The following is a 23,741-nucleotide window of genomic DNA, read 5'->3' on the forward strand; positions in this document are numbered from 1 at the left end:
TGTTAAAATCCTAGGATTCCTGATGTCTATTCCAAGTAAAATTAAAGATGTATATGAACAGGCAAGTTGCCTTTTTACAACTAAAGAAGTAGAAGCGGCTTTGGATCGCATGGCAATCAACATTCATGCACAATTGCACGATAAAAATCCAATTATCCTGTGTGTCATGATTGGCGGTTTAGTCCCTATGGGTAATTTATTACCACGTCTTGATTTCCCATTGGAGGTGGACTATGTTCATGCAACTCGCTACTGCGGAGACATAAAGGGAGGGGAATTGCATTGGAAAGTAAGACCAAGCGTTAATCTGGCGAATAGAACTGTTTTAGTTGTTGACGATATTCTCGACGGCGGCGTGACTTTAGCAGCTATTATGGGCGAAATTAAAGCGATGGGGGCTAGTGAAGTTTATAGTGCTGTATTGGTTGATAAGCACCATAAACGTGTTCCCGATGGTTTAAAAAATGCTGACTTTGTTGGGCTACAAGTCGATGATCATTATATTTTTGGCTATGGTATGGATTATAATGAATATCTTCGTAATGCTCCGGGAATCTTTGTTGTTGCTCCAGAACATGAATGATGTTCAATGAATCTCCGTAAGGAGATTCATTCTTATCTCTCTCTCAACGCGGCCTCCCGAGCCTTCAAAATAGGTTTTAATAGATACTGCAAGACACTTTTTTTACCTGTTAGAATATCTACGGTCGCCATCATTCCAGGTATGATATAAAGTGGCTTTCCTTCCGTTCCCAGGTAATTTTTTTCTGTTCTGACGCGAATCAAATAATACGTTTCCTCTTTGCCTGAAGTACTTTTTTCATCAGTAATTGTATCAGCACTGATTTGTTCAACTTTACCGGTTAGACCGCCATAAATTGGAAACTCATAGGCAGATAATTTGACGATAGCTTTTTGTCCCGGATGAATGAAACCGATATCGGAAGGCCTGATTTTAGCTTCAATCAATAAGGTATCATCGAGAGGAACTATTTCAATAATATCCATACCTGGTTGGATAACACCGCCAATAGTATTTACCTTAATACGCTTTACAACACCCTTTACAGGTGAGCGCACGGTTGTACGCACAAGTCTATCTTTATCCGCTTGCTGTGATTCTTTGAGTGCTGCTAGCTCACCTTTTGCTTTATTAAGTTGCTCAAGCGCCTGTGATTTAAATTGATAAATTTTCCCTTTTAATTCATTCACAGAGCGCTCCAAGCGCATAATTTCCACTTCTGAAACAGCCCCTTTGGATACAAGTGGCTTGGACAAATCGAGCTCTTTTTGGGCATAACCTAAAGCAGAATTAAGCTGTCGTAATTCTTCTTGTCTGGATTCATACAATGCTTTCTCAGCTTCCACTAGATCTGGGTTGTTCTTTAAAAATTCCGGTGGAACTTCCATAGGCTTGTTATTCATTTCTGCTGAAAGTCTAATGACGGCAATTTCTAATGAAGCCATTTTCTTTCCTGCCTCGTTATAAGTCGCCATAAAGCGTGTATTATCAATTTGCATCAAAATTTGATTTTTCTTAACAATTTCACCTTCTTGAACATAGAGTTTGCTGACAATTCCACCCTCTAAATTTTGGATAATTTGTATTTGGCTAGAGGGAATTACTTTCCCTTGCCCTGAAGTTACCTCATCCAAAATAGCATAATGCGCCCAAATTAACGCGCAAACTACGAATAAGATGGAACTCCATAAAATGATATGGGTAAATAAATGAGATTTTTCTTGATACTTCATGTAGATGACCTCTCGACTGTCATGCCAGCTCTAAGGGCAGAAAGAACTGATTCCTTGGGACCATCTGCAATTATTTTGCCATCGTCCAGGACAATTATTCTTGATACTAGTTCCAACATCGATACTTTATGAGTTACCAACAATAGCGTATGTTTTTCAGTCATATGAGCAAGTAATTGCTGCTTAAAGCGACGTTCACTACTATCATCCATAGCAGAAGTCGGTTCATCAAACAGTAAAATTTTAGGATCTGTCAGTAGAGCTCTCGCTATTGCAACAGATTGTCTCTGTCCCCCAGATAGCTCACCGCCTTTTTCTCCTACTTGCCTGTCAAATCCTTCAGGATGGTTGTTTGTGAAGGCACCCACTCCGGCAATATTGGAAGCATTTATTAAGGAAACATCATCAATAAACGGCGCTCCAATACAGATGTTTTCTCTCACTGATCCATACAATAAAGAAACATCTTGAGGGACATAGCCAACTTGTTGTCGTAAATCGTCGGGATTAATTTGGCGATAATCAGTGCCGTCCAGGAAAATAATGCCTTCTGTCGGTAAATAAAGCTTCAAAATAAGTTTTGCAAGTGTTGATTTACCTGATCCGACTCGTCCGATAATGGCTACCTTTTCACCAGAGGTGATTTTAAAGCTTAAGCTTTTTAAAATCGCATTGGCAGTACCTTCATATTGAAAAGAAACCTGTTGAAACTCAATATTACCTTGCAAAGTAGGGCGGTGAAGATAGTGGGCTCCCTCTGCTGCATCAACAGGTAATTGCATAACACGATTAAGTGATTTTAAAGCATTAACTGATTGATAATATCGTGTCAGCAGTGAAGCAACTTGAGACATCGGCGCCAATGCACGTCCGGTTAATAGCGTACATGCAATAAGTGCTCCCATAGTGAGTTGGCCTTCGCTAATTAAATAAACCCCTGCAATAACCATCACTATGGTAGCTCCTTGTTGAATAAGGGCAGCGAGATTTAAGCTGGAAGTGGATGTTAAACGTAATTTCATTCCGTTCAATGCGGACAACCGAATCAGTTGTTCCCATTTAGATTGCAAAATCGATTCTGCTCCAGATGTTTTAACTGTTTCAATATTTGCTAATGATTCAAAGAGAACAGCCTGTTTCTCTGCTGAGTATTGATAAGATTGTTTGGTTAATTTAATTAAGGGCAGTTGTAATATAAATCCAATAAAGAAAATAACAGGAATTATTAATAGGGGAATCAAAAATAAAATACCACCAATAAAATAAATAACCAGGATAAAAATTGCTGTAAATGGCAAGTCGACTAAAACAGTCATGGTGCTGGATGTAATAAAGTCGCGAAAAATTTCAAATGACTGAACGGTGTTAGCCAGAGCACCAACAGATTTTGGTCGAGCCCCCATATTGACGCCAAGTATCTGTTCAAAAATACTAGCAGATAGTTCAAGATCGCTGCGTTTACTGGCAACATCAATAAAATAGGCACGCAAGGTTTTAAGAATAACATCAAAAATGAAAACTAAGGCGACACCGCTCGCCAAAACCCACATTGTTTCAATTGCATGATTGGGTACCACACGATCGTAAACATTCATCGTAAACAATGGAATGACCAATGCAAAAAGATTAATTAGAAAGGAAGCCATCAACACTTCGGAATACATAGGCAATGTCTTTAAGATAACCTTCCAAAACCAATTTTTAGGCTCCTGCCCTAACGTCGCCTCAGCGCGTGTCGTATGTTTGTATTCTGGTTGTACTCGAATAGCCTGGCCAGAATATTGGGAGAGAACCTCATCAAGTTCAGCTACTTTTTCTGGATTTTGCGGATTAATGATTTTTTTCTCATTATTTTCTTCAATTAATAAACAAGCCTCACCGTTCTTTAATAGGATAATGATAGGCAACTTATGAATATCAATTTTATCGAGCGGCGTATCAATTAACTCCGTCTCTAATGAAGCGCGACTCGCAGCACGGGAAAATAGCTCTGGCGTTAAGCGATTATCTTTAAGAGGTAACCTTGCTATAAGTGATTGTGGTGAATAAGGTGTTTGATAATAACGGGTTAGAAGAACAAGGCATGACAATAGAGAGTCATGCTGAGGCAGTGTTCTAACATCGATTGTTGACCATGACTGTCTTTTGAAATTAGTCATCTTTAGTAGTTAATTCTTATTTTTGTTTAATTTAGTATAGAATCAACTCATTAGTATTTGCTACTTTTCCAATAAAAAAATGTAAAATACCTATTTTGTCGCCATTAATACTTTTTTATGAGTCGCTGGAAATGGGGCTAATGCAGCAGAAATTTGCTTATACAACTCAGGTAACCAGCGTGGTTGAGCAAAATTTGAAGTGGCTGGCTTGCTCACACGCAAGTCATTGGGAGCGATAATAACTTTGACATGACGGAGCCCAACACGACGGGCTAATAAAAAGAGCTGGTCGATCCCTCTGTCTCCAACCGCTAGGCATCCTACCGAAAGTGATTTACCATGCAGGAAAATATTATTACCTAAATTTCTTCGACCGTCCTTGGCTGCTTGCAGGCGATCAAAATTATTTGGGTAATCAATCATCATTGACAAATGCATGGAACTGAAGGGGTTAAATGTTATTAAACGATAAACTCCTTCAGGAATTTGTCCATCTCTTTCTTTTAGTTTTGGCCCTAGCCGACCGCTAAAAGCAGTTAAAGGGTAGTTCTTTATGAAATGCCAGGATTGATCATCGTTTTTAGCCCATAATTCTACTTGTCGTTCTTTCTTAAAGGCTAAAAGCGCGACATCCTTGGGAGGGTATGCCACTTGCGCTTGTGAAAAATTGCGCATTAATTCAGGTTCTGTCCTTAAGCCATAGCGATAAACAGCCTTATCAATTGCTTTATCCCAATTTAATTTGGGTGCCATGCTCGATGACACTGAAGAAAATAAAACTAATATAGATAAAAGCAAGCTTCGCATGGTAGTAACTATATAAAAATTTCCATTATATTAACAAAAACTAAACACCAGAACAAATTATCAAGCACTTAAAAAACGATGATTTCTACATGGTAAAAAAACTAAGGCTTAGCGTCAATTTGTTCTCTGGATGTTTGTTGAAATTTAGTTTGTAATTGCTTAGGTAATTGTTTAATTACAAAGTCAGGTGCTGTCTCTAATTCACCCACTGAAGGTAACAGGCCATAGTGATTAGGGCACATAAACTCAACTTTGCCGTTTGCATTGATTTTATAAAAAACATATTTATAACCACAGTAGGACGGCTTATTAAATGTGGCTACTTGAAGAATAGGGGTTCCTGGCAAGCGATTTTCAACAAAATTAGCATTGATCCATAGATTAATTAGCAACAAAACGGAGCCAGTAACCAGTACTGCGCCAACCAGGCCAATACCATATTGCAAAAGATTGTTTATTTTTCCAATAAGAAAAGTAAACATGAAAAAGAATATAGAGGCCAACAGAACAATAATATTCAGTGAGTATGCCGCCGCATGCATATGATTGAAATAACTTCCAAGAATTTCACCGCCAGATGCATGGTATTGAAGTATTAATGCGATAAGACTTATCCATAAGGCGACTAGAACATAATTATTACGCCTAAACTTAAGACCCAGAGTAAATACCAACAAGGCTAAAGCAGGAAGTAATAAGTGAATTCCATCTGCGATGCTAATCATTAAATTAGTCCCTCTGTATATAATGACTAAAGTCTTCTAGTGTACATCAGACAATGAAAGATGTCTCGAATTCATAATGCTGGTTTAACGGTTTAAATCATTGGGTGATTCTTTAATTAAAAGTAAATTAGGTTCCACTTGCACTGGTAACTTTAGTTGAATAGGTAACGGAGTTTGGCGTTGCAAAAATTCAGGTAGTGCAGAGCTTATATAAAAGAGTGAAGCTGGGCGATTACCTTGTTTGGGAATACTTTTATTAAGCTCATGAGGTTTTAACAGCTTTCTGGGATGAACACTACCAAGCCATATTGGTTGACGAAAATGTTGGAGATGATAATTAGATCGCCAAACCCGTAAAATTTGTACAGGATTACCATCTTTAGGTTGATAAATCATCATTAAAACCGGCCTACGATTCAAGTAAAGCTGTGCCATCAAAGGTAAATCCTGAGCAGAAGCTTGGCCACTTATTCTTGTAAGAAGAGAATTAAATAACGAATCATTAACTTTTTTCCAGCCGAAATTTGTCAATGCATGTTCCAGGTTAGCCAATGAACCCACATACTGAATATTGAACACACTGACATAATTGCCAATACGATTAGTTCGGTAGACAGGCAATATAGGTTTCGATTGCTCCCACCACAATTCATCGGTAAAAACATATTGAGCTAAATAGGGTTGATGATCGCGTATCATTTGGCGATAGTTATAACCTGCACTCACACCAGCGACTACGACTAGTAATAATAGAATTTTCAAAGGCCCATAGGTTGTACAAGCAATATTGGATTTATAACGACGATAAAATAACCAGTGAAGCAAACATAAGCTAAAACCACAAAGATAAGCACCAAGAATATCTGTTATCCAATTATCTCCTAAATATAAAGCAGCAAATCCTGAAAGAAATAAACCCACAGATAAAGTGATTTTAACAAAACGATTAATAAGTGTTCGTCCATAAGTATTGATAAAAAACATGAAGGCTGAAAAAAAAGCCGTGGCAAAGGTAAGTTCAATTAGTGGGTATGAATAACTGTCCTTGACTTCTAATAACCCTTGGGGTCTTAGGTTTGCAATTAATCCATGCAAGATAAGCAAAATAATCGTGCACGATATACCGAGACTAAGCCAATAGATTAAGGAGCGCCAATCGCGAAAATAAATCGCTATAACAGACACCACTAGCACTAATATGGATAACGTAAAGGGATTGATAATTTGAGAAACAATAATAAAAAAGGCATCAAATGCATGCGTACGTAAGCTTTGTAAAAACAGATAAATAGATTGATTAATATCCACGATCAAAACTTCGTGAATGACTAAGCCGGTTAAAATACAAAAAAACAGTGTGCCAAGGGAAAACAAAACTACCAAAGATGCCGTCGGATAATAGTCTAGTTCATCAGCAGGCGTTAAGAGCTTAAAAAGTCTTGCTAAATGAGGATGATTGCGGGACCATGACCATAGCCCATGCAAACTGACGCGTAATAAATGATTTAACCGTATAAATAACCATTTTAAACCAACACTTAACAACCAAATACCCGCTAGCAACAACAAAACCAAAAGAAAGAGACGGGTTGCACTTTCATGAGAAAGTTCGCTACTTGCAGCTCCAATTAGAATGCCAGGAAAAACATATAAAATAGCCCAGCCTATTGCTGAGAGAGTGTTAGCAATAAAGAAACGCCATTGGCTCATTCCCATCATCCCCGCAATAACAGGAATAATTGAACGTAGTGGCCCAACAAAACGGCCTATTAAAACGCTCTTACCACCGTGACGAGAAAAATATTCTTTTCCTAAACGTAACCAATTGGGATAGCGGCTAAACGGCCAAAAATTGACCAACCTATCGCTAAATGTATAACCTAGCAAATAGCTTGCACTATCTCCAGCAATAGCACCTAAAGTAGCGGCGAGCAAGGTTAAATCAATGCGCATTACTCCAGAGCCAGCAAGAATACCAATGGCAGTCATAGTGACAGAACCCGGAATGATACTTCCGATAATGGCTAAGGATTCCGCAAATGAAATGAGGAATGTAATAAGCAAAGCCCAATGAGGATGGGCATAAAGCCAAATAGTAAGCGGTTGAATATATTCAGAAAAAAAATGCATAGCCTACTGTTCAAATTGAGTTAAAAATGCTTCAGTAAACTGTTTACTGACGCTAGAAACACTCACATCGGAAACATAATCACTAATTTGAGTCATTTGTAATTTAGCATATCCACAGGGATTAATACCATCAAATGGACTTAAATCCATCGCCACATTCAGCGCGATTCCATGGTAGGTGCAACCATTTTTTACGCGCAACCCTATAGATGCTATTTTTTTATCATTGACATAAACGCCAGGTGCACCTTGGCGTGTTGTAGCTTCTATCTGATAATAGGCTAACATTGAAATTAAAACTTGTTCAAGCTGACTAACCAATGTTCTGATACCAAGATGTTGTCGTCTAATATCCATAAGAATATAACCAACGAGCTGTCCAGGTCCATGATAAGTTACTTGTCCTCCGCGATCACTTTGTATTATAGGGATGGAGCGTGGGTTCAGTACATGCTCAGCCTTGCCAGCCTGTCCTTGCGTATATACAGGTGAATGCTCCAAAAGCCATAACTCATCAACGGTCTGTTCGCTCCTTGTGGAGGTAAATTCCTTCATGTCATTCCAAACTGTAGAGTAGGGCTTTAGGCCTAAGTTTTTGATATTCCACATCATAATACCATTTTAATATCAGGATGCTCAGTTAATTCGAAATAAAGTGCATCAAGTGTGACTTGATCGTGAACAAAAATAGTCACAGTGATAGCCAGATAATTGCCTTGTTTACTTTCTTGACAAACAATGGCTTCGTCCAATGTTTCAGGAAAATGTTTGCGTGCAATTTCGGCAATCTCTTTAAAAAAATTCTCGGTATTAGTACCAATTATTTTTAAAGGAAAGTTACAAGGAAATTCAATTAGCGATTTTTTATCAGTCATAGTTATTAACAATTAATTGTTGATACTTAGCATTAATTTGCTCCCAATATCGCCCGGCCGTACCATCACCTACTGGTGAATCATCAATGCGAGTGACAGGATAAATTTCTTTGGTAGTACTCGTTATCCATACCTCTTCAGCTTTATAAAGAGCTTTAGCAGGGATATTTTCTTCGCGAAAAGTCCATGATAGAGACTGTATAAGCTCGATGGCAATTTGTCGTGTGATACCAGGTAAGCATAGATTATTAAGAGGCGGAGTGTAAACAACACCGTTATCAACTAAAAACACATTACTGGCACTTCCTTCTGTCAACAACCCCTCGCGCGATAGAATGGCAGTATTAGCCCCCTTTGATACGGCATCATCATTGAGGAGAATGTTTGCTAGTAGAGAAGTTGTTTTAATATCACATCGACTCCAACGAATATCCTCAACAAGGTTAGCATTTAACCCTTTTCGTTTAGTTTCAAGAGAGGCATACGGGGTATGAAGAGTAAATGCAACGATTGTAGGCTCTATACCAGAAGGTATGTCGTGCTTACGAACCCCTTGATTGCCACGCGTAATTTGCAGATAAATTTGTAGGTTACCACCACCGTTTTTTTTGATTAAATTATGGAAAATTTCTTTCCAATCTAATTGAGGGGCGACTATTCGCGAATGCGAAAGACTTGTTTTTAATCGTCCTAAGTGCCTATCTACAAAGAAAGGACGATCGTTGTAAACGGGTATGACTTCATAAACCGCATCACCGAATAGAAAACCTCGGTCAAAAACCGAGATTTTCGCATCGCAAGCCTCTACATACTTGCCGTTAAGATAAACAATACCTGACATTTATTGTCCTAACCAAACCAACCTCTGAAAGTCAAACGCAGAGAGTCTTTCATGCGTGTAAAAATGCCACCTTGGGGCACATCCTGCAGAGCATAAAGGTTTTGAGTTCCGATAATGCTATTATCAAATTGTATAACCAATTCGCCTACTTTATCTCCTTTTTTAATAGGAGCCTGTAAATTTTGTGAAACTTTAGTATTGATACTCAAACGTTGATATTGACCATTTGGAATGGTCACGAATTGATCATCTTTTAAGCCAACATTTAGCTTGCTCACAGCCCCTTTGTACACGGGAATTTCGCTGATAGTTTTACCACCTTTATAAAGTTCATGCGTTTCAAAAAAGCGGAAACCGTAATTTAATAAACGTTCACTATCATCCGCACGTGCGGCATCCGTAGGGGAGCCCATTACAACTGCCAGAAGTCGCATGTTGTCCCGCTTTGCAGAAGAAACCAAGCAAAATCCTGCATCGTTCGTATGCCCCGTTTTTATTCCATCAACCTGGCTATCACGCCATAACAGACGATTACGATTGGGTTGACGTATTCCGTTATAAGTAAACCATTTTTGCTTATACCAATGGTAGTACTGAGGGAAGTTAAGAACTAATGCACGTCCCAAGATGGCTAAATCCTTCGCGGTTGTATATAAATTTTCGTCCGGCAAGCCTGTACTGTCCGTGAAATGACTATCTTTCATACCTAGGTTTTGCGCCTGTTGATTCATAATTTCAGCGAAACCTTGTTCACTACCACCAAGATGCTCAGCCATTGCAACGCAAGCATCATTGCCAGAATCAACAATAATTCCCTTGAGTAAATCCTCGATAGGAACTTGTTGACCTTCTTTGATAAACATACGTGAGCCACCGGTTTTCCACGCATCACGGCTAACTCGAACATTGTCTGTTAAATGCACTTGCTGATTATGAAGAGCATTCGAGATCACATAGAGAGTCATCATTTTGGTTAAGCTAGCAGGAGGTAATTTTTCCTCACTGTTTTTTTCAGCAATAATTTTTCCGCTATTTACGTCAATAAGAATATAGGCTTTGGCATTTAGCGTGGGCGCTGAAGGTGTAATAAGAGGTTTATTACTCATGGCCGTTGAAGGTGGAACGCTATTAGACAAGCTAGCAGTAGGTAAAGTATCTGCTGCGAAAAAAGTACCTGATTTTACAAGTAGGCCAGCTATTAATAGTAATCGATGTGCTGAGAATGTTGACTTCATGTTTCTATACTCATGGTTACAAAAAAATGCGATAATCTTATCACAGCCTCAATCCGACAACCAAATTACATTAAAAGTATTTTCATACTTTTTCTCTTTGTATATATTAAAAAAAAGAATAATAATTTTGAGTATCGATAATGCGATTTGTCTATTTTTTTGCTTTTTTAGTTCTAAGTAGTTGTGCAACGCCTCCTGAGTCAACTGTTTCTAATCATCAAATCTCAGCCAATGGCGTAAAAAACAAGTCAAAGGCCACCACAAAACCCCATTCAAGGTACACGCAAGAAAAAGATGGCGCACCAACGGAAAGAGGACCAGTTTCCATTAAAGAAGTTAAACCGAAGTTCGAGCCATTTAGTCGCTATGGTAATCCAGATACCTACGCAGTCGAAGGTCGCACCTACCAGGTATTAAAAAATTCTAGCGGCTATAAAACGCGTGGCATAGCGTCCTGGTATGGCACAAAATTTCACAAACAACGCACATCAAGTGGTGACAATTACGATATGTATGCGATGACTGCTGCCCATAAAACATTGCCATTACCAACTTATGTTAGGGTAAAAAATCTAAATAATGGTCGAACTGCCATAGTTAAAGTGAATGATCGCGGGCCCTTTCGTAATGATCGTGTAATCGATTTATCCTATGCCGCTGCAACAAAACTGGGATTACTCCCCAATGGTACAGCACCAGTAGAAATTGAAGCGCTGAATACCGGGAAGCGAGTGGCACATTATTATGTTCAGGCGGGGGCTTTTAATTCCCAAGCTTTAGCGAATGCCTTACAAAGTAAGTTGTCCAAAATGACACCGTCACCAGTTATTATCGAGAGGTATCAGCAACGTTTTATTGTCAGAGTAGGTCCATTTGCGAATAAACAAATGACAGATTCCTTGAAAAACAGGCTTGCTGCAAATGGTGTTAATGGATCATTTTCATTACTACGCTAGATAATTTTAGTTTTCTAATACCTTATCTCTCAGGTTTGGCTATGTCTGGATTATGTCCTGTGCTATTCTAGATGATTATTTTTTTTCATTGCTTGATTATTTATTATTCATTAAGCACCTAAAATTATCATGATAGTATAAAAGATTAATTACTGGTTTAAGAGAAGTACGCATGAGTAGAAGACGACAGAAGTTACCCGCAGAAGCACAAATTGCAGACATTGAAAAATTTAGCCATGATGGCCGTGGAATCGCTCGCATAAATGGGAAAACAACATTCATCCAAGGGGCGCTTCCAAGTGAAAAAGTGTCTTTTCAGTATACGTGCATCAAAAGTGATTTTGATGAGGGGCGGGTGATTACCATTCTTTCTCCGGCTTCAAGTCGCGTAGAACCAGCCTGTCCACATTATACGCTTTGTGGTGGTTGTTCTTTGCAACATCTAGATGAAGAAACACAAATCCATGAAAAACAATCGTTATTACTCGATTTACTAAAGCGTGTAGGGCATTGTGAACCTGAAACAGTTTTAGCCCCGCTTACTAGTGACCGTTGGCATTATCGAAATAAAGCGAGGCTGAGTGTTCGATATGTTGAAAAAAAACAACGAAGTCTGGTTGGCTTTAGAGAAAAAAATAATCCACGTTTTATTACTGAAATTGATGGGTGCCCCGTCTTAAATGAAACGATTGATAAAGAAATTTCTAATTTGCGCCTGTTGATTGATTCCTTCGACGATCCTAGGATTATTGCACAAATTGAAGTTGCTGCTGGCGATGATGAGATTGCATTAATCTTTCGAAATTTAAGCCCATTAAGCCCTGAAGATGAAGAAAAGCTCCGTACCTTTGGTGAAAGAACAAACTTTCGTCTATTCTTACAACCAGGTGGTAATGAAACGGTAAAACTTTTTTATCCGTTAGAGGCCTCTGAATTTTTAACGTATGCTTTAACGCAAGAGAATATTGAATTCAAGTTTTATCCGACTGATTTTACCCAGGTTAATTCTGGATTGAACCAACTTATGGTTTCCCTGGCACTTGAATTAATGAATTTAACCTCAAATGACATTGTCCTTGATCTATTCTGTGGCTTAGGTAATTTCTCACTGCCTTTGGCAAAATATAGTGCCAGAGTAGTGGGAGTTGAAGGAAGTAAAGCAATGGTTGAACGGGCAAAAATGAATGCTCAGGCGAATGGCTTTACCAATACCGAGTTTTTCTGTGCTGATCTTGAAAAGCTTGAGGCGATTGCCAAATTAACTACACAGCGTTTTACCAAGCTTTTACTGGATCCTCCTCGCTCAGGTGCATTAGAAGTTGTAAAACAAATCGAGAGTCTTAATCCAGAACGTATTGTCTATGTCTCCTGCAATCCAGCGACCTTGGCAAGGGATGCAGACATTCTTGTCAATCATAAAGGTTATCACTTGAAAGCTGCAGGTGTTATGGACATGTTTCCTCATACAGCGCATGTGGAATCGATAGCTTTATTTGAGAAAGGATAAATAGTTATGGTCAAAGTCAAAGAAGATACTCCATGGCTCGTCGATGGCAATATCGATGTTGAGCAATGGCTACAGCAATTAGGGAGCAAAGGGTATTTTCAAGACTTAGACCTCATTCGTAATGCTTGCACTTTAAGTCAACTTGCAGGACAAGATCATGCCACTGAAACAGGAGTATCTTGTTTACAGCTGGGTTTATCGATGGCAGATGTCCTGGCAGACCTGGAGGTTGATCAAGAAACTCTTTCTGCAGCGATTATTTTTGAAAACGTGCATTATGCAGAGTTATCGTTAGAGGATGTCGAGGAGCAGTTAGGTGCCCCAATAGCCAAGCTTGTTAAAGGCATTGAAAAAATGAGCGCCATGCATAACTTGCAAGCGATTAGTAAATATCCACAAAACAAACATCAAATTGATAATATACGAAAAATGCTGTTGGCCATGGTTGATGATGTACGCGTTGTGCTCATTAAACTGGCTGAGCGTTTATGTATTCTGCGTACTTCAGGGCAACTACCTGAAGGGATGCGTCACCAAATTGCTACTGAAGCAATGGAAATTTATGCACCACTTGCCAATCGATTGGGTATTGGTGCGATTAAGTGGGAAATGGAAGATTTAGCATTTCGACATTTACATCCTGAAGATTACAAAGCGATTGCCAAAGGTTTAAAAGCCAAGCGTCTTGAGCGTGATCGCTATGTTGATTTAATTGTTGATGAATTAAATCGCCAAATTCGCGCTATAGGTGCCCAGCATTTTGCTGTTTATGGTCGCTCAAAACATATTCATAGCATATATCGCAAAATGAAACGTAAAAATGTGTCGTTGGATGAAATTTATGACGCCACTGCAGTACGAGTATTAGTTGAAACTCAAGACCAATGCTATGAAGTATTGAGCATGGTTCATGCTTTATGGAAGCAAGTGCCTGTTGAGTTTGATGATTACATCGCTAATCCAAAACCAAATGGATATCAATCACTGCATACCGCTGTTGAAGGTCCTGAAGGTCGTGTTTTTGAAGTGCAAATTCGTACATTCCATATGCATGATTTGGCTGAAATGGGAGTTGCTGCCCACTGGAAATATAAAGAGGGCGGCGTAACCCAAAAAGAAAGTCATGAACGTAAAATTGAGTGGCTGAGAGACGTTTTGGCGTGGCATCGAGAGATGGCTGCATCTAAAGGAGTCTCTGAGGCTATTGAGGCTGAATTTCTTGAGGATAGGGTGTATGTATTTACGCCGGATGGAGATGTTCTTGATCTACCGCAAGGTGTAACCCCACTTGATTTTGCTTATCATGTACATAGTCAGATAGGGCATCGATGTCGAGGTGCTAAAGTAAATGGTACTATCGTACCTCTGACCTATCAATTAAAAACAGGGGATAAGGTCGAAGTCCTAACTGGTAAAGATGAAAGACCCTCTCGAGATTGGATTAACCCACATCTTAACTACCTAAGAACTCCACGTGCCAAAGCCAAAGTTCTGCATTGGTTTAAAATGCAGGACTATGACAAAAACAGAGATGAAGGCCATGAAATTCTTGATAAAGAACTAAAAAATCTTGGCATAAAGACAGATCGTTTAAATGATATTCTTTCATCGTTCAATTTTAAACGCACTGATGATTTGCTAGCTGCTCTTGGTAGGGGAGATATTAAATTAGGTCAGATCCTTAATAAATTATCCCCCTCTGAATCGGTAGAACCTTCTGTATTACAATTAGTAAAACCCCAGGCGAAACCTGAAATAAGCGGCAGTGACCTGCGCATCGAAGGAGTAGGAAATTTACTAACTCACATGGCTCGATGCTGTCAACCAGTTCCGGGGGATGAAGTGGTTGGTTATATTACCTTAGGTCGAGGAGTATCTGTTCACAAGCAAGATTGCCCCAATATTCTGCATTCGAGTGAAAAACAACGCCAACGATTTTTGCAGGTAAACTGGGGTAGCTCCACTCGGGATCATTATGTTGTTGACGTCTTAATTAAAGCATTTGATAGAGCTGGGTTATTAAGGGATGTTACTTCTTTGCTTGCGAATGAAAAAGCCCATGTTTATGCATTGCAAACTCAAAGCCACAAGCAGGACAATACTGCCCACATTAAGCTAACTGTAGAAATTGATGGTTTAAATAGTTTGTCTCGTTTATTGAGCAAATTAGAACAAATTCCCAATGTCTTGGAGGCACGAAGACAAGTTTAGCGTTTTAATAGACATACCAGCGCAATGATTGAACTAATTTTAACCAAATGGTAAGATAACGGTCATTCTTTATCATAGTGTTATTTTGAATTATGTCTTGGCAATATAAACCCTATACAGAATTACCAGCATCTACGCAAAAAACTATTGTTCAGAAGTATAAACAAAAATTGCAAGACAAATCAACACCAACATTCTTTCAAAGCTCACAAACAACCATAGACAATGCTCAAACAAGTATACCTGAAGGCTCTTGTTTAACTCCTGAGCAATATACAAGGATCGTAACTTTAAGAGGTCAACTTACAAAAGAGATCAAAAGTCGATGGCCTTATCCTAATAAAGATAGAAAGGAAGTAAAAGTTGATGCTCTAAATAAGTTGATTGATTTATCAATAACTAACAACTTATTAGAAACTATTACCATGGTGGAAGATCAGTTCCGACTAAAGGGAGTTTTTTCTGGTGTTATTAGTATGAGAACTTCTGACTTATTTGATGACTTAAGAAAAACTTGTGCTGGAGTAATATTGGGTTTATCTAACGAGTAAAGACAATTCCAATGAAATGTATGCTAGCGATATCCAAGCAAAAAATACCGCTAGCAGCAAAGCTTATCTTATACTACAACCTTGCTTATAGATTCTTGTTCTTCCTTACTCTCTCTCATTGAAAGTAATGTTTTGCGACACTGTCCCATAAAATCTTCCTTAATTAGTTGCATAGCTTCATTTGACGCCGGTAATACATCTATGGCTGGAATTAATTTTTCGAGGAAGTGGACGCAATCATCTGCAGAATGATCATGCGAAGGTTCTTCCACAACGAGTTTTTCTTTTGCAAATTGCAAGACATTCGTTGTCGACTGAATTCCTAACATCTGTTCAAAATAGGGTGTAATAAAAGGGCTTGCTTTTACCTGCTCAGCGTCGCCATACCATCTTACCAATGCTTTTTTATACGCCTCAATTGCCTCAGGCTCAAGAAAATCAGTGTAATTATGAATGCCGTGTGGGAAATTTTTACCTAAATGAAAGCGTGGTTTTACCTTAATTTCCTCAAAGTAGGTTAGCAATTCTTTTTCGAAATTATCAATCCCCGGGGAGTCAGGATGGGTTACGATATCAATTGCCAAGACATGTTCATCGTCCGAATGAGTAGCCGTTGTAGATAGCCCACCGTTAGTACCCTTAATGTAGCGAGCATAAACAGCGTAAGTAATTGGAAACTCGCCTCGCTCTGCAGCAGCTTTTGTTAGCGCTTCAATTTTTTGCAATACATTAGCAAGCAATGCTCCTGCATCCTTATCTTTAACAGGCAATATATAACTCACATCTCGCATTGCTTTTGGGAAAGCAACTTGATAATGAGTAATGCTATTTTCATGATCGACAACAGCTTTAGTTCCTCGTGTTCCAGTGATTGCAGCGGCAGCCAGTGACAAGTAAGAGGGGATGAGGTTTTTAAGTTTATTATCCATAAGAAACTCTTGCACCGAATCTCCAACTCTTACACTTAATTCTTGGGCCCAGGAACGCGCATCAGCAGTGTAGGGGGGATCTTGTACTTTTGTTCGTGCTTCTTTTGTGTGATTCCATAATCGAACTTGCCACTTATCAATTTTAGACAGGCTATTTCCATGACTGGGTACACCAATTAGACTGAAATACTGATTTTGAGTTAATAATTCACCTAAACCAGATTCCATTGCTTTAGCATCTGCAAAAGTATGGACGGTTTCTTTAAGATTGAATGCTTCCACCGCTTTCATTTTCATACTTAAAACAATTCCAAGCGCTCCTGAATGGGCAGAGCATAATGTAGCAAAATCAGGATCATCGGCAAAAATCTCACGAATTTCTCCATTGTGGTCACAAATTTTTAGACTAGTAATTTGGCCACTGAAAGCAGGCTCATCACGACCAGTTCCGTGTCCACCTGTGCCCGCTAACCCCACGGCACTTGCCCAAGAGAGCATGCTTGCTGTTCTTAGCGATAAGCCAGCCTCGCGAAGTAGTTGGGCAAGCTTTGCAATTTGTACGCCTGAGGTAACTAAAACCTCATATTCTTTTAAATGATCTAAAGGATTATCAGAGACTACTGGCGTTTCACGCTCTATTTTCCTAATTTTCTTAACTTTATGATATTTAGGACTAAAACGAATAATGACATCGGCAGCTGAGCCTTCTGAAAAAGAAAATGATTCATTATATCGTTCTTCTTGCTCTTTGGCCCACGGGAAGCAGCACCAATTACTTTTCTCATCTGCCCAGCCAGCAGTTCCTTTAACCGTAATTTTTGTATCAGGATTTTGCTTTCGCTGTTTGCTAACAGCTTCCATAATTTGCTGAACTTGCTCTTCTGTATCCACTTGGACAATAACAGCCTGGCTTTTTTTTACATTTTCCATGTAATTTTTCCAGGTTTTGACCTTATAAGGAACTCCCTTTTCTTTTAACTCGCGCAAAAAATCATTCTTTGATTCCAATGTAGCAAATGGCATAGTCTCTTTCCTTGAGTATAATTAGGCCAGATTTTTATATTGTCACGTTATATAATAAGTCGTCAATTAAAAAAGGGGCAGAAAATAAGGCGGACCTACTGCTACCTATCTCCTATGTCCAAACTGCATGCCTCGGACGAGCCAAGGCGTCTAGGAATGATGCAAAGTTATGTCTTGTTGAAATTGATAGAAATCGAGGCTAGACATCGACCCAACAGACATTAATCACAGGTAAGTTAGATAATGCATTAACTCACTGTTTTTTCCGTGAACCAGATCTAAATAGGCTTGCTTGATTGTTGCAGAAACTTTCCCAACACCATTTTTACCAAGTTGTCTGTCGTTGATAGAGCGTATTGCTGTGATCTCAGCTGCCGTGCCCGTAAAAAAAGCTTCATCAGCTTGATAGGCTTCATCTATTGTAATATCAGCTTCAAATAACTCTAAACCTAATTGCTGAGTTAATTTTATTACAGTATCTCGAGTAATACCTGACAGTATTCCTCCTAATTTAGGGGTATAAATTTTGCCATTTTTTACAATGAAAAAATTCTCACCGACACCTTCCATAATGTGACCACTACCATCCAATAATAAAGCCTCATGATAATGAGTACCCTGTAACTCAAGTGATGCAAGAATGCTATTTACATAATGCCCACAAATTTTGGCATCAACCACAGTTGAGTCTGGGTGAATTCGAATAAAATTACTGATTTTTACGTCAATGCTGTCATGTGGCAAATAGGCTCCCCAAGGCCAACACGCAATAATCAAATCTGTAGGGTTTCCTATCGGGTTAACACCCATTTTACCATAGCCATAAAAAGCAAGAGGGCGTATATAACCTGCTTCAAGGCGATTGGCCAAGACCACGTCTTTAACAGCAGCAATAACTTCTTCTTTAGAGTAGGGAATAGTCATTTTTAAAACAGACGCAGAATAAAAAAGTCGATTTATATGATCTTCCAAACGAAAAATTGCAGGACCACTTGATGTCTTATAAAAGCGAATACCTTCAAAAGCACCACCACCATAATGGAGGGTATGCGATAAGACATGAACTTTAGCATCATTCCATGGTACCAAATTTCCGTTCTGCCAAATTGTTTCTGTAACTTGCATCATAATTTTTTTCCCTATTCGTCAGCTATTATTATTTACATCCGCCGGCGAAATATTTGCAATACTCAAACTCAAAGAATACCATTTCATTGATAAAAATGACGACGTAAATCATGTTCTATAACTAATAAAAGGATAAAAGTGGTGAAGATCTCTTATTGCGAACGTGATGATTTTATGAAAAAGATGCTGCCAGATTTACTGGCAGCATCTTGTTTATCCATTATTACTAATAACTGGAGTCACGGGAACTCCATTTTCAGTGACTCTAAAGAGGCCTGTATTTAAAAAAAGGACTGTTCTTGAGGTAATTGGCTGTAACAGTATTCCAACTGCATCAAGTGAAGCATTACTATTGGATGAATTCGCTTCAACGACATTAAAACCTCCACCAGTATTGACTATGCTCGAAAATACTGCAGTTCCTTGCGCTTGATAACCTGACGAAGTTACAGAACCGTTTGAGCCCTGATTGTCAAGACCGGTGACATTCAAGAAGGCTCCGTCAGATACAACTAAGGTATTATTAAGAAACATTCCTTGTGCAATGACTTTATTACCGGTTCCACCATTATTTTCAGCGTTAACACTGATAATATCTTGTGGTACCGCTCCTGTACTATTGCCGTATCTGACGAAGACTCTGGAATTATCCATATTAATTCCTTGCGCCTGAACGGTGTTAATACTACCGCCAGTATTTTCCGCTTTTACGCTGAATGCTGCAGTTCTTGAAGGATTTAGTGTGACATCATTCGGCTCTCTTAAAAGACTGTGTAACGCACGTAACGCTCCAACGACTTGATCCGTTATTGGACTTTCTAAAGATTTAGTTATGGTTGGATTATTAAAAAAGTCCCCAGATTTACTATTAACAACAACAACTCCTTGCGCCAGGGTGGACGTACCATTACCCTCACCAACATTATGAGCCTGAACATCCAACTGTCTATTTTGAATAGTTACCTTAGTGCCCCGATCGACGAGTATACCTCGAGCTTCGACTGAATTTGAGGTCCTCTGAGTTGCATCAACCAAAATAGTATTATTCAGTAAATTTATATTGAATGAATTCTCAATTGACACGCCTGTTGCTCTCGCATCGGAACCATCATTAGCATCAGCAAATCCAATTAGAACACTGTTAGCAATACTGATATCACTAGCACCTTCAATACTTACTGCAGTTCGATAACCACGTCGATTAGTATCAAATCCGACCGTGGTATTAGTAATATTTACTCTCGATCCTGATATTACAAGACCTGCTGGATGAAACCCATTCTGGTTTGTTAATATGAGTGAATCAATTGTCTCAGTTAAAGGTCTACCTTGCGCATCCGTGCCACCGCCAGTAATAAGGAGACTGCCTTGAAGAATTTGTGGCTGGCTTGCAGTAAAGTCAATGTTTCGACCATACAGCGACTGCCCATTTATCGTCAAAAGAGAGGTCGCCATCGCATTGGAGTGTACGAATGAAGCGCCACCCAAATTATTGTAATTACCAGGGCCTAAGTAAAGATTGGCATTAGGCGAAATGGTATTAATAGAGTCGAGCGTGGCCTGATTGAATGAAGATGAAAGGCATGGATTTTCAAACGTACAATTTCCAAAACCACTGGCAGCCGCAAAAGAGGCACCTGAACCACTAAAGAACCAAATATTATCGCGAGTTAGAACACGCACGCCAGTATTAATATAAGCCTGCTGACTAGGAATGCCAGAACCTGTATCCCAGGTACCCAAGTGTCTTGGAATAGGATCTAGTAATCGGTCATGAATATTAGGCTGTTCTCCCTTATTAATCCCACCAAGAGTAAAGCGCACAGTGAATAATGCTGTGTTTTTCTGGACCCGGTCATAACTGTCGCGAACAGAAACGGTTAGATTGTTGTTAATAGGCACTTCCACGCCGCCAACAACGCCATTAATATCACTAACATGTTGCGGAGCAAAATGGTAACCACCACCAAAAAGTCTTAAATATCTTAATTGCGGCAAGGTTAGACCAACTTCACCATCCACTCCATTACCAACTTCTTCAACCACATTAACTATACTGTCAAACTGGCTGTGGCCGGTAAAACTGATATATTGAGTGGTCCCTAATTGTGTACCTAAGAAAAGACCCTCACTTTTCTGTTTGCTTGTAGGAAAGTAACCATTAACATGGACATCCCAATAATTGGTCATCGCTTCCACGCCAGGATTAACTACCGTGAAATGTTGACCACGTGAGGTACGGTTGTAGTCCCCAAATGCATAGGCTCCCCACAAAAAACTATTATTTTGGATACCGCGAAAACCACCGCCAGCACTCCACAAATACCCATCATCACTGCCACCTTTACCTAAACCATCGACGTAAAAAATACCGTCCTGACTTCCAAATACAGGGAGCATTCCATCAATGACACCTAAGGCTCTATTACCAAAATAACCCTCACCAAACACGCGAGGCATTAATGGTAATGCGCCTGGTTTAAACTCTGCATAAATTGATGAACTATAGATGGTGATTAGAGAAAAACTTAACAACGATAGCCTAGGGCCTAAACTTGGCATAGATAACTCCCTGTAGTACCTAAATAATTTAGGACTAAGACTATAGATGATTATTCTTAGCCACTCAATAACAAATTCATAATTTCAATTTTCTATTATAATTAGGGTAATACTCTTATCGAACTTAAGCTTTCTCGTAATTGGATTCTATGGACAATTAAATGAGAAAATACTTTATATGGATGAGTGCTTTAATCTTATGGATAAGCCATGAGAATCTCACATTTTCGGCAAGCAATAGGGATAAAGAAATTAGAGATCTCGTTCGGTTTCTCATTTCTGATAAGATGCTTGTTCTTAGCAAAAGTTCTACAGCAATCCCTCTGAGCTTTTATGTTGGTACTACTGAAGACGTTGCTCGATATTTTGGCGATTATATTTGCCTGCCTGATAATACATGCAGTGTGATAGATAGCGTATATAGTAATCCTTATCCTTTTTTGACAAGCCCTTATGTCATTTTAGGGGAGGGTTTACCACCTCAAGACGGTACTGTACAGGAATGGTTTGAGGCTCAAGCACAAATTGAACGCACTAGTATAAAGTATGGCACAGATATTTATCATGCTTCCGCTTGGCAAATCGCTTTGGCTTTAGCAGCAGATAATGATTATTTAAATGAAACTACAGCCCAGGAATTCATTGACAATGAACTTGATTCCATCATGAATTCTGCAAACAGATCTACCGGTATTTTCTTTCTATATGGCTATCAGTTACTTATTTTTGATCCTCTTAAAGCATTCACTTTCCGCTTAATTGCTACTAATTATTACAACAAAGATCCGTTTTTTGGTGGTCGATATCAACCCTTTATTAGCTGGAATTACGATCCTTTCTTACTGGCAAAAAATGATCCCGAAGGTCATTCTCCGGATTTTTTTAAATTTATCACTACCTGGTCTGATTGGAAGCCACTCACAGGTGAAAATGCCTGGGCACAATTAATTGGTCCATTGCAGGCAGAGTTCATTCTTACTGATGGGGATGTTTCTGCAAGCTCAAAAGCAGTAACCAATGCAATAAACAGCCTTCATGCGTTCTCAGCAATGCAGACTGCAATCGGCGCTTTTTACTATGCACCCGGTGGGACAAGAGATAGTCAAGGGGAGCTGCCCGTTGGAGAAATTTCAATTGAAGATAACTTTTCAGTATTGGCTGGCTTACAAATCCTTAAAGGGATATTGGAAAAAACTGAACAAACTTCTGAGGTAACGCGTGCACTCTATCTCATTGATATTATGCTCAATGGAGGCACAACCGTTAATGGTTATGAAACCCGTGGTTTATTAAGTTTTCTTTATAATGGAGCATTTGATGCACAACAGGGAGTATTTTATACGCGTGGTTCGGTGGATATTCCTTCATCACAAACCGATTGGAGTCCTGACATTTCACAAGATTTAAGTGGAATGGCAGTTGATGTCAATCTTTGGGGATTGTCTGCCTTAGGGGTAGAAACAGTGGATAAATGGTTTGGTGATGGAACAGCACTTAATATTTGGCGCATAGTACGCGATCAAGGTGGATATTTTCAAGATAATCAATTATGGGGAGTTGGATTTACTTTAAACAACCATACCGATATTGAACCTGAGGATATGATGTCCGCCGAAAATACAGCAAGCGCCATTAACACCCTACACTCATTGATAGAATATTACTCACAATTAGGAAGAGATACGGAGGAGCTCGAAAAAGATTTACAAAGTATGCGAGATAATTTTTTTCATCTTCGCAATGACGAATACTTACGTGCCCATTTCGTCGATGCCACACCAGGAGAGTTCTTTATCGAGCTGCCTAATGAAATAGGTCAAGCTTATCTTTATGCCAGTCGTCGTTTTCCCCTGCCTTTTTTATGGAACGCTAATACATTATCTAGCATTAGTGCAACCTCGTGGGTATTAATCAATAAATTTGAATATAACCCCTTCCAATATGCAGGTAACTTTGAGGGTGAAGATTACCCCATTCCTTTAAAAATAGATATTCTTGATAATGATAATGAACCTGATGGTGATGCCTTATCTAAAACAGTGCGTGTTTCTTACAAACGTGGTGATTTAGGTCCTGTTAAAAAACTTGTCATTAGTTATAGCCTAGACGGCTCACAAAACAATTGGATTGTGGCTGGAAGTACTATTCAGGGTCAGGGTATTGCTACTTTACCTAAAGGGGCTGAGGCCATCATGATCAGTTTTTTTGATAGCGGTTGGGCTAACGCTTGCCAAATTATTCCTGCAACTAAAATTTGTAAAGATAATGCGTGTATAGGAACTCATACCATTGTCGCGCGTTGGAGCTCAAATGGGCGAGGGGAGTGCGCTCTTGCTGATTAAAACTG

Annotated in this window: 18 protein-coding genes; 6 read left to right on the top strand and 12 right to left on the bottom strand. The window is 39.1% G+C overall.

The window, feature by feature from the left end:
* The first annotated feature begins 22 nt into the window (after positions 1-22).
* Entirely contained in the window at positions 23-583 is a 561-nt protein-coding gene (locus LHA_RS07610) for a hypoxanthine-guanine phosphoribosyltransferase (RefSeq protein ID WP_045106010.1), read from the top strand.
* A 32-nt stretch (positions 584-615) separates the two neighbouring features.
* Here LHA_RS07610 and LHA_RS07615 read toward each other — a convergent pair whose 3' ends face one another.
* The 9 genes from LHA_RS07615 to LHA_RS07655 all read right to left on the bottom strand — a co-directional run bounded on the left by LHA_RS07615 (position 616) and on the right by LHA_RS07655 (position 10,527).
* On the bottom strand, positions 616-1,755 hold the full coding sequence (locus tag LHA_RS07615) for an HlyD family type I secretion periplasmic adaptor subunit (protein ID WP_045106011.1): 1,140 nt from the start codon (positions 1,753-1,755) through the stop codon (positions 616-618).
* The gene (locus tag LHA_RS07620) at positions 1,752-3,914 is read right to left on the bottom strand and encodes a type I secretion system permease/ATPase (RefSeq protein WP_045106012.1); all 2,163 of its coding nucleotides are present in this window, start codon (positions 3,912-3,914) and stop codon (positions 1,752-1,754) included. The genes LHA_RS07615 and LHA_RS07620 overlap by 4 nt, the downstream gene beginning before the upstream one ends.
* A gap of 90 nt (positions 3,915-4,004) precedes the next feature.
* Positions 4,005-4,721, bottom strand: a complete 717-nt coding sequence (locus LHA_RS07625) for a L,D-transpeptidase family protein (RefSeq protein ID WP_370447924.1) — start codon at positions 4,719-4,721, stop codon at positions 4,005-4,007.
* A gap of 101 nt (positions 4,722-4,822) precedes the next feature.
* A complete protein-coding gene (locus LHA_RS07630) occupies positions 4,823-5,446 on the bottom strand; it encodes a hypothetical protein (RefSeq protein ID WP_045106013.1) in 624 nt (207 codons plus the stop codon).
* 84 nt (positions 5,447-5,530) lie between these two features.
* Positions 5,531-7,576: a VTT domain-containing protein gene (locus LHA_RS07635; protein WP_045106014.1), complete on the bottom strand. Its 2,046-nt coding sequence runs from the start codon at positions 7,574-7,576 to the stop codon at positions 5,531-5,533.
* Between the two features lie 3 nt (positions 7,577-7,579).
* On the bottom strand, positions 7,580-8,185 hold the full coding sequence (lipB, locus tag LHA_RS07640) for a lipoyl(octanoyl) transferase LipB (RefSeq protein WP_045106015.1): 606 nt from the start codon (positions 8,183-8,185) through the stop codon (positions 7,580-7,582).
* Positions 8,185-8,451, bottom strand: coding sequence for an HP0495 family protein (locus tag LHA_RS07645; RefSeq protein WP_045106016.1), 267 nt, complete (start codon positions 8,449-8,451; stop codon positions 8,185-8,187). Before LHA_RS07645 ends, lipB begins: the two co-directional genes overlap by 1 nt.
* Complete coding sequence (locus LHA_RS07650) at positions 8,444-9,292, bottom strand: D-amino acid aminotransferase (protein ID WP_045106017.1); 849 nt, start codon at positions 9,290-9,292, stop codon at positions 8,444-8,446. The genes LHA_RS07645 and LHA_RS07650 overlap by 8 nt, the downstream gene beginning before the upstream one ends.
* Before the next feature lie 8 nt (positions 9,293-9,300).
* Positions 9,301-10,527, bottom strand: coding sequence for a D-alanyl-D-alanine carboxypeptidase family protein (locus LHA_RS07655; RefSeq protein WP_045106018.1), 1,227 nt, complete (start codon positions 10,525-10,527; stop codon positions 9,301-9,303).
* A 140-nt stretch (positions 10,528-10,667) separates the two neighbouring features.
* On the opposite strand from LHA_RS07655, the gene LHA_RS07660 reads away from it, so the two are divergent.
* The 4 genes from LHA_RS07660 to LHA_RS07675 all read left to right on the top strand — a co-directional run bounded on the left by LHA_RS07660 (position 10,668) and on the right by LHA_RS07675 (position 15,752).
* Positions 10,668-11,483 carry a septal ring lytic transglycosylase RlpA family protein gene (locus LHA_RS07660; protein ID WP_045106019.1) on the top strand — a complete coding sequence of 272 codons (816 nt, stop codon included), beginning with the start codon at positions 10,668-10,670 and terminating at the stop codon, positions 11,481-11,483.
* A gap of 172 nt (positions 11,484-11,655) precedes the next feature.
* Positions 11,656-12,990 (top strand): 23S rRNA (uracil(1939)-C(5))-methyltransferase RlmD, encoded by a 1,335-nt coding sequence (gene rlmD / locus LHA_RS07665; RefSeq protein ID WP_045106020.1) that lies wholly within the window; start codon positions 11,656-11,658, stop codon positions 12,988-12,990.
* A gap of 6 nt (positions 12,991-12,996) precedes the next feature.
* Entirely contained in the window at positions 12,997-15,201 is a 2,205-nt protein-coding gene (gene relA, locus LHA_RS07670; RefSeq protein WP_045106021.1) for a GTP diphosphokinase, read from the top strand.
* A 92-nt stretch (positions 15,202-15,293) separates the two neighbouring features.
* Positions 15,294-15,752 (top strand): hypothetical protein, encoded by a 459-nt coding sequence (locus LHA_RS07675; RefSeq protein ID WP_045106022.1) that lies wholly within the window; start codon positions 15,294-15,296, stop codon positions 15,750-15,752.
* 68 nt (positions 15,753-15,820) lie between these two features.
* Here LHA_RS07675 and LHA_RS07680 read toward each other — a convergent pair whose 3' ends face one another.
* The 3 genes from LHA_RS07680 to LHA_RS07690 form a co-directional block, all read right to left on the bottom strand.
* Positions 15,821-17,704, bottom strand: a complete 1,884-nt coding sequence (locus LHA_RS07680) for an FAD-binding oxidoreductase (protein ID WP_052673636.1) — start codon at positions 17,702-17,704, stop codon at positions 15,821-15,823.
* A 225-nt stretch (positions 17,705-17,929) separates the two neighbouring features.
* Positions 17,930-18,832, bottom strand: a complete 903-nt coding sequence (locus tag LHA_RS07685) for a branched-chain amino acid transaminase (protein ID WP_102046641.1) — start codon at positions 18,830-18,832, stop codon at positions 17,930-17,932.
* Between the two features lie 213 nt (positions 18,833-19,045).
* A complete protein-coding gene (locus tag LHA_RS07690; protein ID WP_045106023.1) occupies positions 19,046-21,394 on the bottom strand; it encodes an inverse autotransporter beta domain-containing protein in 2,349 nt (782 codons plus the stop codon).
* A 161-nt stretch (positions 21,395-21,555) separates the two neighbouring features.
* Between LHA_RS07690 and LHA_RS07695 the strand changes: the two genes are divergently transcribed.
* Positions 21,556-23,736: a hypothetical protein gene (locus LHA_RS07695; RefSeq protein WP_147292329.1), complete on the top strand. Its 2,181-nt coding sequence runs from the start codon at positions 21,556-21,558 to the stop codon at positions 23,734-23,736.
* The last annotated feature ends 5 nt before the right edge of the window (positions 23,737-23,741 follow it).

Source organism: Legionella hackeliae (genome assembly GCF_000953655.1).
GTDB lineage: Bacteria > Pseudomonadota > Gammaproteobacteria > Legionellales > Legionellaceae > Tatlockia > Tatlockia hackeliae.

Bases quoted from the DNA above. Each gene is read 5' to 3' on its own strand.
- LHA_RS07650 (WP_045106017.1), bottom strand. From the start codon at position 9,292: ATGTCAGGTATTGTTTATCTTAACGGCAAGTATGTAGAGGCTTGCGAT.
- LHA_RS07680 (WP_052673636.1), bottom strand. From the start codon at position 17,704: ATGCCATTTGCTACATTGGAATCAAAGAATGATTTTTTGCGCGAGTTA.
- LHA_RS07675 (WP_045106022.1), top strand. From the start codon at position 15,294: ATGTCTTGGCAATATAAACCCTATACAGAATTACCAGCATCTACGCAA.
- LHA_RS07655 (WP_045106018.1), bottom strand. From the start codon at position 10,527: ATGAAGTCAACATTCTCAGCACATCGATTACTATTAATAGCTGGCCTA.
- LHA_RS07610 (WP_045106010.1), top strand. From the start codon at position 23: ATGTCTATTCCAAGTAAAATTAAAGATGTATATGAACAGGCAAGTTGC.
- LHA_RS07685 (WP_102046641.1), bottom strand. From the start codon at position 18,832: ATGATGCAAGTTACAGAAACAATTTGGCAGAACGGAAATTTGGTACCA.
- LHA_RS07635 (WP_045106014.1), bottom strand. From the start codon at position 7,576: ATGCATTTTTTTTCTGAATATATTCAACCGCTTACTATTTGGCTTTAT.
- LHA_RS07615 (WP_045106011.1), bottom strand. From the start codon at position 1,755: ATGAAGTATCAAGAAAAATCTCATTTATTTACCCATATCATTTTATGG.
- LHA_RS07625 (WP_370447924.1), bottom strand. From the start codon at position 4,721: ATGCGAAGCTTGCTTTTATCTATATTAGTTTTATTTTCTTCAGTGTCA.
- rlmD (WP_045106020.1), top strand. From the start codon at position 11,656: ATGAGTAGAAGACGACAGAAGTTACCCGCAGAAGCACAAATTGCAGAC.
- relA (WP_045106021.1), top strand. From the start codon at position 12,997: ATGGTCAAAGTCAAAGAAGATACTCCATGGCTCGTCGATGGCAATATC.
- LHA_RS07695 (WP_147292329.1), top strand. From the start codon at position 21,556: ATGAGAAAATACTTTATATGGATGAGTGCTTTAATCTTATGGATAAGC.
- LHA_RS07660 (WP_045106019.1), top strand. From the start codon at position 10,668: ATGCGATTTGTCTATTTTTTTGCTTTTTTAGTTCTAAGTAGTTGTGCA.
- LHA_RS07620 (WP_045106012.1), bottom strand. From the start codon at position 3,914: ATGACTAATTTCAAAAGACAGTCATGGTCAACAATCGATGTTAGAACA.
- LHA_RS07630 (WP_045106013.1), bottom strand. From the start codon at position 5,446: ATGATTAGCATCGCAGATGGAATTCACTTATTACTTCCTGCTTTAGCC.
- LHA_RS07645 (WP_045106016.1), bottom strand. From the start codon at position 8,451: ATGACTGATAAAAAATCGCTAATTGAATTTCCTTGTAACTTTCCTTTA.
- lipB (WP_045106015.1), bottom strand. From the start codon at position 8,185: ATGTGGAATATCAAAAACTTAGGCCTAAAGCCCTACTCTACAGTTTGG.
- LHA_RS07690 (WP_045106023.1), bottom strand. From the start codon at position 21,394: ATGCCAAGTTTAGGCCCTAGGCTATCGTTGTTAAGTTTTTCTCTAATC.